This is a genomic window from uncultured Chitinophaga sp., assembly GCF_937898475.1.
Classification (GTDB): domain Bacteria; phylum Bacteroidota; class Bacteroidia; order Chitinophagales; family Chitinophagaceae; genus Chitinophaga.
On the sequence record NZ_CALEJS010000010.1, the window covers coordinates 1 to 14,813 of the forward strand.

At 45.1% G+C, this 14,813-nt stretch carries 15 protein-coding genes; 3 read left to right on the forward strand and 12 right to left on the reverse strand.

The genetic code is table 11. The features are described from left to right. Nucleotides 1-74: 74 nt before the first annotated feature. The 4 genes from Q0577_RS00470 to Q0577_RS00485 form a co-directional block, all read right to left on the reverse strand. Nucleotides 75-860: a hypothetical protein gene (locus Q0577_RS00470; protein WP_298731702.1), complete on the reverse strand. Its 786-nt coding sequence runs from the start codon at nucleotides 858-860 to the stop codon at nucleotides 75-77. A gap of 28 nt (nucleotides 861-888) precedes the next feature. Continuing rightward, nucleotides 889-1,893: an RHS repeat-associated core domain-containing protein gene (locus Q0577_RS00475; protein WP_298731703.1), complete on the reverse strand. Its 1,005-nt coding sequence runs from the start codon at nucleotides 1,891-1,893 to the stop codon at nucleotides 889-891. An 827-nt stretch (nucleotides 1,894-2,720) separates the two neighbouring features. Further along, nucleotides 2,721-3,020: an immunity 53 family protein gene (locus Q0577_RS00480; RefSeq protein ID WP_298731705.1), complete on the reverse strand. Its 300-nt coding sequence runs from the start codon at nucleotides 3,018-3,020 to the stop codon at nucleotides 2,721-2,723. 13 nt (nucleotides 3,021-3,033) lie between these two features. Further along, a complete protein-coding gene (locus tag Q0577_RS00485; protein ID WP_298732216.1) occupies nucleotides 3,034-4,068 on the reverse strand; it encodes an RHS repeat-associated core domain-containing protein in 1,035 nt (344 codons plus the stop codon). 233 nt (nucleotides 4,069-4,301) lie between these two features. On the opposite strand from Q0577_RS00485, the gene Q0577_RS00490 reads away from it, so the two are divergent. Continuing rightward, nucleotides 4,302-4,487: a hypothetical protein gene (locus tag Q0577_RS00490; RefSeq protein ID WP_298731707.1), complete on the forward strand. Its 186-nt coding sequence runs from the start codon at nucleotides 4,302-4,304 to the stop codon at nucleotides 4,485-4,487. A gap of 633 nt (nucleotides 4,488-5,120) precedes the next feature. Here Q0577_RS00490 and Q0577_RS00495 read toward each other — a convergent pair. The 4 genes from Q0577_RS00495 to Q0577_RS00510 form a co-directional block, all read right to left on the reverse strand. Next, the gene (locus tag Q0577_RS00495) at nucleotides 5,121-5,978 is read right to left on the reverse strand and encodes a tyrosine-type recombinase/integrase (protein WP_298731709.1); all 858 of its coding nucleotides are present in this window, start codon (nucleotides 5,976-5,978) and stop codon (nucleotides 5,121-5,123) included. Next, nucleotides 5,975-6,874, reverse strand: coding sequence for a tyrosine-type recombinase/integrase (locus Q0577_RS00500; protein WP_298731711.1), 900 nt, complete (start codon nucleotides 6,872-6,874; stop codon nucleotides 5,975-5,977). The genes Q0577_RS00495 and Q0577_RS00500 overlap by 4 nt, the downstream gene beginning before the upstream one ends. A gap of 132 nt (nucleotides 6,875-7,006) precedes the next feature. Beyond that, nucleotides 7,007-9,676 carry a CHC2 zinc finger domain-containing protein gene (locus Q0577_RS00505; protein WP_298731713.1) on the reverse strand — a complete coding sequence of 890 codons (2,670 nt, stop codon included), beginning with the start codon at nucleotides 9,674-9,676 and terminating at the stop codon, nucleotides 7,007-7,009. Beyond that, nucleotides 9,657-9,869 (reverse strand): SymE family type I addiction module toxin, encoded by a 213-nt coding sequence (locus tag Q0577_RS00510; RefSeq protein WP_298731715.1) that lies wholly within the window; start codon nucleotides 9,867-9,869, stop codon nucleotides 9,657-9,659. The genes Q0577_RS00505 and Q0577_RS00510 overlap by 20 nt, the downstream gene beginning before the upstream one ends. Nucleotides 9,870-10,017: 148 nt before the next feature. Between Q0577_RS00510 and Q0577_RS00515 the strand changes: the two genes are divergently transcribed. Next, a complete protein-coding gene (locus tag Q0577_RS00515; RefSeq protein ID WP_298731727.1) occupies nucleotides 10,018-10,353 on the forward strand; it encodes a helix-turn-helix transcriptional regulator in 336 nt (111 codons plus the stop codon). Nucleotides 10,354-10,400: 47 nt separating this feature from the next. Here Q0577_RS00515 and Q0577_RS00520 read toward each other — a convergent pair whose 3' ends face one another. After that, nucleotides 10,401-10,838, reverse strand: coding sequence for a DUF4265 domain-containing protein (locus tag Q0577_RS00520; RefSeq protein WP_298731719.1), 438 nt, complete (start codon nucleotides 10,836-10,838; stop codon nucleotides 10,401-10,403). Between the two features lie 2 nt (nucleotides 10,839-10,840). Next, the gene (locus Q0577_RS00525; RefSeq protein ID WP_298732218.1) at nucleotides 10,841-11,692 is read right to left on the reverse strand and encodes an RHS repeat-associated core domain-containing protein; all 852 of its coding nucleotides are present in this window, start codon (nucleotides 11,690-11,692) and stop codon (nucleotides 10,841-10,843) included. 233 nt (nucleotides 11,693-11,925) lie between these two features. Between Q0577_RS00525 and Q0577_RS00530 the strand changes: the two genes are divergently transcribed. Further along, nucleotides 11,926-12,111 (forward strand): hypothetical protein, encoded by a 186-nt coding sequence (locus Q0577_RS00530; RefSeq protein ID WP_298731707.1) that lies wholly within the window; start codon nucleotides 11,926-11,928, stop codon nucleotides 12,109-12,111. 894 nt (nucleotides 12,112-13,005) lie between these two features. On the opposite strand, the gene Q0577_RS00535 is transcribed toward Q0577_RS00530, so the two are convergent. Together Q0577_RS00535 and Q0577_RS00540 are read right to left on the reverse strand one after the other, a co-directional pair. Beyond that, entirely contained in the window at nucleotides 13,006-13,863 is an 858-nt protein-coding gene (locus tag Q0577_RS00535) for a site-specific integrase (protein ID WP_298731721.1), read from the reverse strand. Further along, nucleotides 13,860-14,759, reverse strand: coding sequence for a tyrosine-type recombinase/integrase (locus Q0577_RS00540; RefSeq protein WP_298731723.1), 900 nt, complete (start codon nucleotides 14,757-14,759; stop codon nucleotides 13,860-13,862). The genes Q0577_RS00535 and Q0577_RS00540 overlap by 4 nt, the downstream gene beginning before the upstream one ends. Nucleotides 14,760-14,813 lie beyond the last annotated feature (54 nt).

Sequence of the window (14,813 nt, forward strand, 5' to 3'; positions counted from 1 at the left end):
CGTGGGGTTCCAAACATTGAAATAGAATTTGACACAGTTTATTTTACACTCCCCATCTGCCGCATTTTCAATGATTATTGCCATTTGTTTAATGTATTAGTTAACATTGCCGCAATTGCTGGATTCAAAGATTCGATATAGTCCTTTAACGTTTTATTCTTATCAGCGCTGGATTTCATTAATTCAAACAGTGGTGCCTTATCCTTATTGTCCGTAACATTAACAAATTTCAAGTTGCAAGTACTTAACTGGAGGTGAAATTCAATTTCTGATTTCTTACCTTTCAGAATAAATTCATCTTCACCCTTCCACTTTCCAGTAGAAAACAAATCATCAATATAGTAGTCCGTAGGTTTGCCTCTATAAATTGCCAATTTGCATTTTTGTACGTCACCATCTTCTATTAAAATATAAAAATCAAAATTATATGGTTGCGGTACTACAATCACCTTTGCAACAAGATCTTGTCTTTTTTTGTTGACATAGGTTCTATGTACTATCTCAAATGCAAACTGTTGCTGCAATATTTGCTTTTTTACAGCTTCTAACTTTTCGGTGGTTATTCTTTTGTCTTCGTTTGCTAGCCTACATAGCGCAGCCTGTAGAATGTCTAAAAACACCTCTTGTTTTTCAATATCTGATTTGGAATGGAAATTTTCGGGCAATGGATATTTGATATTAATAAAGACTTCTTTTCCGTAATAAAGGATTGCTTCTTCTAAATCGTTTCCTATGTGATTGACATGTATGTATTTATTGGAAGTTACTCCTGTACTTTTTAGGAGATGTGAGTATATAAACGTTAGTGCTTCCGTGTTTGCACTTATTTCCCTTTCAACGACTGATCCTAGTCTAATCATGTTTTAATGTTTTACGCATTTATAAATTCTAAGGTTTAATTTGGAGCCGGTGTTTGTAGCCGTAAATTGCTATATGTGCTTTAACCGCAGCATCCTCAACCTCTAATACCAAGGCTCTGTTTGGCGCAGACAATACAGGTCGCCAATTTACTGAAGCGCCAAATAATGTTTGAAATACCGGCAATTGTTTTTCTGGTCTATCATAGCCAGTTGAATACATATCTGCAACTCCATATTTAATAATAGGTGTAAAACCGTCCGTTGGTGTAAAGAAGAATTCGTACAATAGTTGAGGATTAGTGTTATCCTTTCGGTTGCCATGTTTCGTAAAAGGAATTGAAAGAGGAAGAGCCGGCAATGGGTAACGATGACTAGCTTTTAACCCCCGTCTTATCAACAGATCATTGAGTTCACCAGATACAACCTGCCATAAATATTTTGCTCCTTCTACATCTGCTTTCAGTTTATCTTTTAGATCATTTCCGGCAGTGCTCCAATCACCTAAGCTAGGGAAACGATAAAGCCCTGTTGTTGCGGTAGCGCCGGCTAATCCTGCACCTTCACCCAGTAATGGAAATAATACTGGTGCAAAAGCCGTCTTACTATTTCCTTTATTCTTTTCCTTGTCTTTATCTCCATTATTGTCCCGGCTACCACTATTACTGCCTTGGAGCTGTCTAAAAGCTTCCTGTGCATCTGTTCCTGTATACCTCGTTCCCCAGCTAAACTCCTCTACATCCATTCCATTTGGATCAAGTAGGCTTATGGGATTATTCAGAGCATAATTATATGGAGAGTAACTTGTGTATTTAGAGGACATGGGGTCCAAAACATGCCATCTTCCAATTTGTGGGTCCTGCATTCTCGCTCCGTAATCATACCGCTCTTGACCGCCACTTTTTCTAAACTCTTTACTTTGTAGCTCCTTCCCATTATATTTAGATCTATTCTCCGGGTAGTTCATGCCCTTCAACGCATTCGAATTAATCCCGGCCATCGTCAATCCAAATGGATAATAATGCGTCTCCTCCACCAGCGGCCCACTATTATGCACTACCACTATATTATCAAAGAACACATCCTGCCCGCTCTCATTGCGTTCAGAGAGTTTCTTCCATTATCCATTTCAGACCACACCCAAGCTTCAACAGGATTCTCCACTGCATGTTTTGCATGGCCAAATTCGTGGCCCAATACAATTGTAAACTCCTTAAAATCCGCAACGGTTTCGTCAATTCAAATATTTATTTGATCCATAGTTATCCATTGGCTTGCCTCTTCCATTGTATAAGTCCGTTCTGATTTTTTGTCTATTCCTTGCTTATCCCTTTCTTCCCGTTCAGCGCCATAATATCGTCCTCTTATTTCTCCTCCTATTGGGTTGCCGCCTTCATCATTCTGTCTTATTACATGAAATTGTCCCAAACTCCAGGTTGGCGATATCGCTCCTTTTGTAATGTTCCCACTATATGATTTCTCATATCTTTCTGAAGAATTTAATCTTTGACTCGAAATATAGACCTTCGTACTTGACTCATTCAAGACAGCGGAGTCTATACTGTACTTTACCCAGACTAATACCCTGTAATATCAATAGCAACTGCGAGTAAGAGATCATTGTATGGCTGTCGTTCTGCTCGAAAAGTGGTCATTCAAAAGTTCCTTTGGTGAGTACTACAAAATTCCTTCATCGTCAATTTTGATGCATTCCACATCTCGACTAAGGCCTTCTTTTCTGATGTAGTTTTACGTTTTTGAAATGGGGTTATCGACATCATTGATATTTTACCTCGCTAAGTTAAAAGCTGGGTTCTGTGATAAAAAGGTGTACTTAGTCGCTGGCTTACGGGTAAATGTATTTTATTTTTTATTTGATTCAACCAACTCTTTAAATTTCTCCAGTATGAATCCCAATTTATTTAAATCCCCAGCTCCAAAATATTGCTTGTTTTTTACCTTATAAACATACCAATCATTATCACTAGTCTCAACAATATCTGTCTCAAAATCTAAATGGTCTAATTCTGTGTCTGCCAAATCTATTTTAACGGACCAACCAGGATTATCTAAAGTCTCAATCCTTACCCCATATTCATGTTCCCAGTCTCCATCACATTGAGACAATAACCAATTTGATATCCAGTCAATAATTTGTTCCATTTTAATTAGTAAATTAGGGAGTGCCTCCCGGGTTTATAAATCTGTTATTCTGTGGTATTTCCCAAGGCTCCGGTGCCCTCACACCTCCTGGAATTTTGGGATCATTCACGTGAGGAGTTGATACAGTTTGGCCGGTTTTGTTATTATAATGTGGTGCTCCAGGTTGGCCATTGCCCGCCCCTCCATCAAATCTTCTCCCTGCATCAAATCCATTTGGATTCCGAGGGTTTTCGGTAAATTCTTGATATTTGTAGACATCACCATTACCATCTCTCTTAAAAGATGTATGACTGCCTGGTTGGCTCTCATTTGTGTTAGGATCTGCTTTATAAGCTTCTAATTTATTATCACCTTTTGCATAAACCCTACCATTCTGTGAAGCTAAATTAGCAGCTCCATTTTTATTCAATATAGTACCAATTATTGAGATGCTTAAACCTTTGATCGCAACAGGGACAGATACTACTCCTGCGAGACCTCCACTAGCTACAGTCACGGTCGCTGCTGTAGCTGCTATAGCTCCTCCTACTATTTGCCCTGTTTTACCAACTACCACTGCGCCAACATCGGCTACATTTAGTCCTGTGTTCCATCCAGATGCGATTGACGGATCAGAGATATTAGTGGCAACAGCACTTCTAAAACTTGCTCCGCTAATATTATCAACCGTACCTATAACCGTTCCACCAACACCTCCTGCAAGAGCTTTCCCTGCGTTCTTAACATCGTTCCATGTAGGCCAATCCGGCCACATACCATCCGGATCTATAAACCTTGCCGGATTATCAAACGCATAAACATATGGACTCCATCTTCTGCCTTTTTCAGTCAAGGGATCTAGTGTGTGCCATCTTCCTATTTGTGGATCTTGCAACCTTGCTCCGTAGTCATACCATTCCAACCCACTTCCATCTCCGAACTCTTTACTCTGTAGTTCTTTCCCGTTGTACTTCAATCGGTTCTCCGGGTAATTCACGCCTTTCAGCGCATTCGAACTAATCCCCGCCATCGTCAACCCAAACGGATAATAATTACCGCCTCCGACCAGTAATCTTCAAAGAACTGCTAATAGTCCCTAAAATAAGGCTTCCTTTTTCAATTGAACAAAAAAATAGCATGGGTGAAGATAAGGGGGGAACGTACGGGGGCATAGATGAGGTGGTGGACTGTCGCTCAGGTATATTACACTGCTGATCCTACGGCCGGTCGTTGGGTGATGTGCTGAAGCTGGGCACCTCGTCTATGACCACGGACGCGCCAAGACAGTACTAACGTTGATCAGTGTTACTGTCGCCGCTGTTCGCGGCAGGTTATGTTCTATCGCCCATTGATCAAGGGGGATTGCCTGGCAGCTATAATCCATCGCTTAATAGCATTCCCGCCGCCACCGACCGCCATTCCGCCCTGGCCGCTATGGCGGGAGTGCGTAGCGCAGCGAAGCACGGAGCCATAGCAGGCCGCCGCTAGACCTTGTTAATAGCCGGGAGCGCAGCGGACGGCAGATAAAACAGATAAGGCCAGGGCGGTTGGCAGGTGGCGGACGCATAACGGGCAGCGCAGGGATGGCGGTCATTACAAGCACCTAGCATAACAGGATACAGCCAGACCGGGAGCTGCCCCGACCGGAGCACGAAGCAGAGCAAAACCGTGACAGGCACGCCCGCGTCAGCGGGATGCCTGGCGCGGTTTTTTGGGGAGGCTGTGCGCAGGGAGACTGCTTGGCCTGATTTCACTTGTAGAGGCCGAGGACAGGTGTTAGACAAGTACGACAGATTTTGATTCTGTTTGTCTTGGAACGCATTATGGCCCGTTTGTGCGGAGGAAGAGATTCGATACTATATAGCTATCGTTTCGTATATTTGCTAGTAATGGATGCCATCAGAGATATTATTATAAACCTTCTCTCCGACGCTATTTGGATGCTCGGTGGCTTTGCATTGATTAGCCTCTCCACTTTTTTAAAAAAAATGTACTCTAGGGATCCCTATAGGATTCGAACTTATTAATTCAGCTAATTAATAACCAGTCGTTTACGATTCACTATGAGCTAATGGTAAAACTATGGTAAAACATTTGCCCGGTATGCGTTATTGTACAGCCTTATCCCATAGGATGATGCCTGCGTAAAGAGCGTTGCAGATCTTCCAGGTCGCTCGTCTGGTACCGCTGGGTACTGCTCACATATTTATGGCCAGCCATATACTGTACCTGTCGTAGGTTATATTGCTTTATCCAGCCGGCTATAACACTACTGCGTAGTTGCTGAGCGTTCTGCACTTTAGGGTTAAGCCGGCGTAACTGCCTCATGATGCTGTTAACCTGGTTAATAATGTTATTGGCACTGATAAAGCCCTTTTTCTGTCCGGCCAGTAAAGCGCCTGCCTTGAGCCGGTTAACAGCCAGATAACGCTGCAGATCTATTATCTGCACGGCTTCCAGCTTCAACCATCTTTCGTTACTGCGGCTGGTTCCCTGGATAAAGATCTTCCCTTCCTTTAGCCGGATATGCGGTGCTTCCAACCGTTCTATTTCATCAGTGGTCAGCCCCTGGTAGACGAGCAGCCCTAACATGATCTTTTTACCCAGGTCTACATATAGCTGGATGTTGTACTGATCATAGAGCTGCTGCAGCTGCTGAACACTTAACAAGTTGGAGGGCAGCTTTCTGCTAAGGCCTCTGATAAAAACACCGGCTGCAGGGTTATCTGTTCTTTTACCTGTTGCTACCAGGTAATTAAAGTAATGCCGCAGGATGCAAAGCTGGCTTCTTACCATGCCTTTGCTTTTACCCTGCGCTTGCAGCCAGCGTATAAAGTCCAGCAGTTCAGTGTAAGTCATATCTACCGGACTTAACTGCTCCTGATCCAGCCACTGGGTAAAGTACTCCAGCTGTTTATTATAAGCCCCAACAGTGGCTGTACTGAACTGCTGCTGTTGTAAATAAGTAGAGAACGTCATAAAACATCATTTACCAGGTGAGTGTAAATCTGTGTACTGTCTAACTGGCTATGGCCTAAGAACTCCTGTATCTGTTCCAGCTCCATACCGCTCTGCAATAGATGGGTGGCGATACTGTGCCGTAAGGTATGAGTGCCTATATTCTTTATTATACCAGCCTTTTTTGCCAGTTGTTTAATACGGATATATAAACTCTGCTTTGTCAAGGGGATTCCCTTATTTACGCCTATAAACAGCATTGCTGTAGCGCTTTGTAACAACCGGGGACGGCTCTGGTCTATATAAAGTTGTAACAGCTCATAAGCCCGTCCACTGATAGGAACATACCGTTCTTTATAGCCTTTCCCTTTACGTACATATAATAAGGCCCGATCCCTAAGCACATCACTTACTTCCAGGCTTGCCCCTTCATTTAAGCGCAAGCCACAGCCGTAGAACACCGCGAGCATTGCACGGTCACGGACGCCTAACGCTGTGTCATCTGTTGTCCTGTACAGCGCATGCACTTCTGCGACCGTTAACCAGGTTGGTTTACTACGGCTATCTTCCAGCCGTTCCAACCTGAAGCCTATCCCTGTTTTGCCCGTCTCCCGCACATAGCGGCTAAAAAGATGTAAAGCCTGGATGTACTTATTAATATGCCCGCTGCTATGGCCCTGTCCCGTACGGATGCCTGTTCTCATTTTAAGCAGATCTATAAAAGCAGTAGCATCATTGGCCACCAACTGCTGCAGGCTGCTTTTGCCCTGCTGCTCCTGGTAATGTAAAAACTCCTGCAGGTGCCGTGGAAGATTATAGACACTAATATCAGCATAGCCCAACAGCTGCAGCCAGTTCTTAAAGCCTTGCTGTAATAGCACATGCTCATTACTATGTAATAAGTGAACTGCTTCCATAAACAATAGATTTTAATAAGGAGGAGGGGTAAAAGATTTTGCTACTATAGTCTTTTTACTGAACTACTGAACCACTGAAGATAAACGTAGTACTGTAGCGCCTTTGAGTGGTTCACTAACTTTACTGAACCACTACTGAACCACTGAACTACTGGCCTGCTGATTAATGGTGTTTAAAATACCCTGCAAGTGTTGATCTATACTGCCTTTCAGGGTTTCATACTCGTCAAAGTTGATAATACGGTATTCATAATGACGATAGCGGTTCCCGCTGCCCTGTAGGTATCCGTAACGTTCCAACTCTGACAGGTAGCGTTTCAGGTTGCCGGGATTAATACGTAGCCGCTCCCGGATCTCTTTGGCGGTAAAGCTGTCTTTACTCTCAGCTTTCAGCAGGGCTTTTAATAACTCTAAAAAGTTACGGGTAGCCTTTGCCAGCTCATCGCTTTTACTGAACAGCACCTCTTTTAAAAGCCCGAACGCGGCTGATATATCTTCCGGCGTGCTTTCTATATAAGGCTGACCGCTGCCATCCCTTTTTATCTCCCGCTGGTACTGATGATAGAAGGTGACCGTTTCTATAAACGATAATAATAAGGTCATGGTTCTGCGGGGCTTAAAGATCTGCTGCGGCAACTGGATATAAGCTGCATAAGGATTGACCACCCGCACCGGTTGTAATACCTGTTGGATACTTTTAAACAGTTCCTTTACTGCCTGCTCCTGGCCATGATCTACGAGCCCGGCGCTTAACCTTGTCTGGTACTCCATAATGCGCCGATCCTGATCGCTCGTCCCATCTACATACAGCAGCAGACAACGGTTCGCGTTATCCTCATACAGTTTCTCCCGCGTGGTACACCCGCTCACGCTTACCGGACCTTCCACCATAACGGTAACGGTTTTCAAGTTTCCTTTACTGTCCTTCAGGGTAACGGTTTTGGATATGCGCCGCTTACTCTGCAGCTCCCTGAGCGGATACAGGGAAGATTCTGCGCCGTCCAGATCTTCTATCAGCAGCAGCTTATGTTTTAACTCCTCCTGCTTAAAATAATAAAAGGCATTTTCCGTCACCTGGGTGATTTCTATTTTATCCTCCGCTGGTATCAGCTCACTTACCCGTTCCTGCAGATAGGTCTTACCGCTGCCACTGGCGCCCAGGAACATAATATGCAAAGGCGCCTCCCGCTTTCGGCTGCTGTACACCAGGTAGGCGATCAGCCGGTTAACGGTTTCTCCTACAATGCCCGACCGTCCTATGTCCTCACTGGTACGGCGCAGCAGGCCTGGCTGCTTTAGGTAATTAATAGCTGCCTCCCTTTGCGCAGCTGTCAGCTCCCGTTTCTCTGCCGGACGGGCTTGCATACTCTCCAACCGTGAGGCACGGTAGCTTTCTAACGCGCCCGTAAGCTGGGATATAATCCCTGTCACCACCTGCAGGCTCATTTCAAAAGCCTCTGATAGTTTGCTCGTAAGCTGCTCGGTATGGCTGTTATTGTACAGGTCAAGATTGTGACGTACTGGTAACAGCTGCTTTTGCTTATGCTCAACCTTCAGCGTAACCCGCAAGCGGTCTAACCCTGTGAGCTTAATACCGCCCAGGATAGTGATCTGTAGCAGACCACCATCATAGGTTAACAGCTCCGGTGTAGCAGTGTTTAACCTGGTATCTACTGCTGTTACAGGTGTAACAGCACTTTCAACCAGTGGAGCTTCTTTTTCAATTGAAGAATAAAAATCAACCGGCTGACGCTGACTGATCATATCTATTAAGATACGGCTGTCATCATGTGTTTGCAGCAGGCTATTAACGTCCTCTCCATTAGGAAGCCTTACAGCTGTAAGCTTCATCTGTGGCAGCAGCCCGGCCAGCGTGCCGGCGTGCTTCATAGTAGCTGCCTGGCCTGCACTATCTCCATCTAACATGAAGATGATCTCTGCCAGTCCGCTACAGCTGATAATAGCCTGCTGATGTTCATCCGTCAGCCCATTGGTACCATACAAGGCTAATACTCCGTACTCCGCAGTGATCTCCGGCTGCTGCAATAAGCTGGCCGCATCGATCACACTTTCCGTAAGTATTAACCTCGTAGTAGCACCCTCAGGATAACAGGGATAAAGACCGGATCTTCCGGTTAAGTAAAAATGCCGCTGATCCTCATTGTTACTGATACTGCGGCCGTATAATGATATAATTTTATGCTCCCGGTTCTTTAAGGGGAAGACCACACAGTCTTTTGCCCATACATTGTAACCGCCAGTGGAACGGAGTTTCAGCAATCCGTATTTTACCATGCTGCTGACCATGTGGTGGTTCTTGCTCTCCACATGCAGCCCACCACTGTTATAACCGATTTCATGGAGTTGGTAGTTTATACTCCGGCTCTCCAGGTAGCTGACTGCTTTCTTTGCAAGCGGTAAGGACCGTTTAAAGTAGCTGAACACTTTTACCATTAAGGCTTCCTGTTCAAGTATATCGGCATCACTGCCCGCTGGTAACTGTACTGAAGGCAAAATCGCAGGTATAGCACCTGCCGCTCCCAGCATGGATTTAGCTTTCATAATAGCTTCATGCTTGCCACCTTTTTCCATCAGCTGTATAAACTGCAGCTGATCCCCACTACCAGCGCTGCAGGCTGTAGAGAAGCAGCAGAACGTATCGGTCTTGGGGTACAGCTGCAGGCTGGGTGTTTTATCCGCATGGAAGGGGCAGAGCAGCCGGTTATACTTATCAGGCTTTAACCCATAATGCGCCACCACTTCCAGGATAGATAACTGCTGCTTAATGTCCCGTATCTCCATGAGCAGCTTTCTTTTTGATCTTCAGCACCCGGCGGCCTACCAGGATCTCTAACTGGTCGCCTACTTTAAAACCGGCCTGCTCTAACCATAGGCCGCTTACATTCAACCAGGGCACATCACGGCCACCGTTCCAATGATTCTTTACCTGTTGGTATTTACCATGTAGTTTGATAAGTCTGGTTTGCTTTGCCATGTGGAAAAATATTTAATCACTACCTATTGGTCGCAAATGTAACATATCCATCTTTACAAACCAAGTTTTATAGGTTTTGATTAATACTTATAGGTAGAGTATTTTTGCAAGAGCCCGTTAAAACGGGTCTGTTTCAATACGTTTCAGTATGACAATAGGCGAACATATAATGCTGCTGCGCAAGCAAAAAGGCTTATCCCAGGCCGATCTTGGTAAACAGATTGGTACTTCCGGTGATATTATCGGCCGCTATGAGCGTAACATCATGACCCCATCCATTGAGGTGATTATTAAAATTGCGGATGCACTGGCGGTGTCCATTGATTACCTGGTTGGTAAAACTAACCTTGTGCTGGATCAGGATACCTTAAAACGACTGGAAGATATTAATGCCTTACCGGGTGAGGCTAAGGACTATATCCTTAACCACATAGATATTATGATAAGGGACTTTAAAAACAAAAAGACGTATAGCCATAAATGAAAAAACCGCAAGCTGATGCCTGCGGTTTTTTCATTTAATTATACTTTCTAATACTCATGTGATAGGCATGACTCCTCATATTGCCACTTATTTTGGCCTTCTCCATCATCTAAATATTTTTTTACAAGTCTATAATTAACCTGCTTCGGTACATTTACTGCAACTATTTTTCTTGCTAAAAAGGCCTCTGATTCACAGCCCAACTTTTCTAAAGCTTCTCTCGTTGCCTCTATTAGCTCTCCATCTTCAAAATACAGCCGTATTGTGCTATTCCCCGATGTAGCCAGAAAATCATCAAAATAATATGCCCCTTCGTCTTCATCATATTCAACCTTGATAGTGTCCCCTAATGCAATTCTCTTTGCAATAAAAGGGATATTATCTATTATGTAAGAGTTTCCATCCTCTATACACCAAAGACTCTCTGTCTCAAACTCGTCTTCGGCCACTTTTTGTACAAACAATACTTTTTTCCTATTCTCCATAATTAGTGATTGCTTTTTTCTAAGTTACAACCTCTACATAAAATTTGTCCATTATCAGGAGTGCCGCTACCTCCCTTAGATTTAGGCACTACATGATCTACATGCGCCTCATTAGATGGTGGTGTTTCTCCTCTTTGATGCTTTTTACCCGGTTGTACATCCGTATCGCAATTCTCACATTTCATCTGCCCTCCATTCTTCTCTTTATTAACATCCTTAGTAGCCTCCTTACCTGCTTTAGTAAAATCTTGACCTGGACGCTGTTTTTGACTAAGTTTATCGGCTCTCTCTTGTGCCTTGGACTTATTATTAGAAGATGGTGAAGACTTTTCATTTGACGGAGGCGCTTTAGCTTCCTCTGACTTAACCGTTGATGGCCGCTGAACCACAAAGTTCGGCATATGATCGATACTCCCCACAGCTCCGCTTTTGAGGGCAGGATCTATTACTTGGTTATATACTTTCACTGCAGCTGCAGTAATACCGGTTGCCGCACCTAGATAAACAATCGCCTCTCCAATAGCAGGAAGCCCCCAGGCTAGAAATATAGGGAATTTACCATCAGGGTCACTATAGCGAACAGGATTGTTATATGCAAAATGATATGGTGTTAAGTTTTCTTGTCCATCTTCCAATAATGGATCTATCTGTTGGAACCTTCCTATTTGTTGATCATAAGTCCTTGCATTAAAGTCGGTCCACTCAAGACCTGTACCATCTCCGAACTCCTTACTCTGTAGCTCATTTCCGTTATACTTCCTGCGATTCTCCGGGTAGTTCACGCCTTTAAGAGCGTTACTACTAATCCCGGCCATTGTAAGTCCGAAAGGATAATAATTACCGTCTCCGGCCAGTAATCTTCAAAGAACTGCTAATAGTCCCTAAAATAAGGCTTCCTTTTTCAATTGAACAAAAAAATAGCATGGGTGAAGATAAGGGGGGAACGTACGGGGGCATAGATGAGGTGGTGGACTGTCGCTCAGGTATATTACACTGCTGATCCTACGGCCGGTCGTTGGGTGATGTGCTGAAGCTGGGCACCTCGTCTATGACCACGGACGCGCCAAGACAGTACTAACGTTGATCAGTGTTACTGTCGCCGCTGTTCGCGGCAGGTTATGTTCTATCGCCCATTGATCAAGGGGGATTGCCTGGCAGCTATAATCCATCGCTTAATAGCATTCCCGCCGCCACCGACCGCCATTCCGCCCTGGCCGCTATGGCGGGAGTGCGTAGCGCAGCGAAGCACGGAGCCATAGCAGGCCGCCGCTAGACCTTGTTAATAGCCGGGAGCGCAGCGGACGGCAGATAAAACAGATAAGGCCAGGGCGGTTGGCAGGTGGCGGACGCATAACGGGTAGCGAAGGGATGGCGGTCATAGCAAGCACCTGGCATAACAGGATACAGCCAGACCAGGAGCTGCCCCGACCAGAGCACGAAGCCGAGCAAAACCGTGATCAGGCACGGCGTAGCCTGCCTGGCGCGGTTTTTTGGGGAGGCTGTGCGCAGGGAGACTGCTTGGCCTGATTTACTTGATTTACTGAGGATATGTGTGCGAGGACCTTCTGATCCGTAGTCAGATGCTCTTAATGTTCTTCATGGGGTAAGGGATTCGAACCCCCGGTTCGATTATCAATGAGGGTTCCTTTCATATACATTACGGTAGTACGACAGACTCTGACTCTGTTTGTCTTGGAACAGGATTTGAACCTGCATGTCCTATCTGTGCGGAGGAAGAGATTCGAACTCTCGTTCCCTTCCGTGCAGCTGATTAAGAGTCAGCTGCTGCCTATGGGTCCCCAGAACCACAATCTGGTGCTACTTATCCTGTGCGTGCTCGGTTCCTGGGACTGGAACCCTATTTTTTTGATTTACACTTGTTTAGGTAGCCTGTTCGCCCGATATCCGCCAAAAAATAAAGATTACAAGTCGAGCGGAGAACGGGGTTCTAACCCGATGGGCTGCTGCTTAGAAGGCAGCAGCCCTATTGCCTATAGGTGTTCGATTGTGCTCCCTTTACCTATAGGGAACGGGAGTCGAACACCCTCAGGTCCATAGAAGATTCGAACCGGTTCTTATAACAAGATAGTAATTAATCCCTTATGTGATAACCTATGGCTACCCCTAAAACAATGGTAAAACATTTGCCTGCTATGCGGCCAGGAGTTTATCCCATAGGGTGATGCCTGCGTAAAGAACGTTGCAGATCTTCCAGGTCGCTGGTGTGGTAACGCTGGGTACTGCTCACGTACTTATGCCCGGCCATATACTGTACCTGTCGTAGGTTATATTGCTTTATCCAGCCGGCTATAACACTACTGCGTAGTTGCTGAGCGTTCTGCACTTTAGGGTTAAGCCGGCGTAACTGCCTCATGATGCTGTTAACCTGGTTAATAATGTTATTGGCACTGATAAAGCCCTTTTTCTGTCCGGCCAGTAAAGCGCCTGCCTTGAGCCGGTTAACAGCCAGATAACGCTGCAGATCTATTATCTGCACGGCTTCCAGCTTCAACCATCTTTCGTTACTGCGGCTGGTTCCCTGGATAAAGATCTTCCCTTCCTTTAGCCGGATATGCGGTGCTTCCAACCGTTCTATTTCATCAGTGGTCAGCCCCTGGTAGACGAGCAGCCCTAACATGATCTTTTTACCCAGGTCTACATACAGCTGGATATTGTACTGATCATAGAGCTGCTGCATCTGCCCAGCGCTTAACAAGTCGGAGGGTAGCTTTCTGCTAAGGCCTCTGATAAAAACACCAGCTGCAGGATTATCGGTTCTTTTACCTGCCGCCAGCAGGTAATTAAAGTAATGCCGCAGGATGCAAAGCTGGTTTCTTACCATACCTTTGCTTTTACCCTGCGTTTGCAGCCAGCGTATAAAGTCCAGCAGTTCAGTGTAAGTCATATCCGCCGGGCTTAACTGCTCCTGGTCCAGCCACTGGATAAAGTACTCCAGCTGTTTATTATAAGCCCCAACAGTAGCTGTACTGAACTGCTGCTGTTGTAAATAAGTAGTGAACGTCATAAAGCTTCATTTAACAGGTGAGTGTAAATCTGAGTACTATCTAACTGACTATGACCTAAAAACTCCTGTATCTGTTCCAGTTCCATACCGCTTTGCAGTAGATGGGTAGCAATACTGTGCCGTAAGGTATGAGTACCGATATTCTTTATTATGCCCGCCTTTTTTGTTAGTTGCTTAATGCGGATATATAAACTCTGCTTGTGCATTCTTACGCCCTTATTTGCGCCTATAAACAGCATTGCTGTGGTGCTTTGTAACAACTGAGGACGACCGTTGTCTATGTAAAGCTGCAATAGCTCATAAGCCTGTCCACTGATAGGCACATACCGTTCTTTATAACCTTTACCTTTACGTACATGCAGTAAGCCCCGGTTAGTAAGCACATCGCTTACTTCCAGGCTCGCCCCTTCATTTAACCGCAACCCGCAGCCGTAGAACACCGCCAGCATGGCACGGTCACGCATCCCTAACGCACTGTCATCCGTTGCCCGGTACAGCCTATGAACTTCTGCGATGGTTAACCAGGCAGGCTTACTGCGGCTATCTTCCAGCCGTTCCAGCTGGAAGCCTATCCCTGTTTTACCCGTCTCCCTCACATAACGGCTAAACAGCTGTAAAGCCTGGATGTACTTATTAATATGCCCACTACTATAGCCCTGCCCCGTACGGATGCCGGTTCTTATCTTCAGCAGATCTATAAAAGCTGTAGCATCACTGGCAGCCAACTGCTGCAGGCTGCTCTTGCCTTGCTGCTCCTGGTAATGTAAAAACTCCTGCACATGCCTGGGCAGGTTATAAACAGAACTGTCAGCATAGCCCAACAGCTGCAGCCAGTTCCTAAAGCCTTGCTGTAATAGCACATGCTCATTACTGTGTAACAAGTAAACTGCTTCCATAAACAATAGGTTTTCTGGTAAAATGGAGGAGAGGTATTTTTTTTACTACTATAG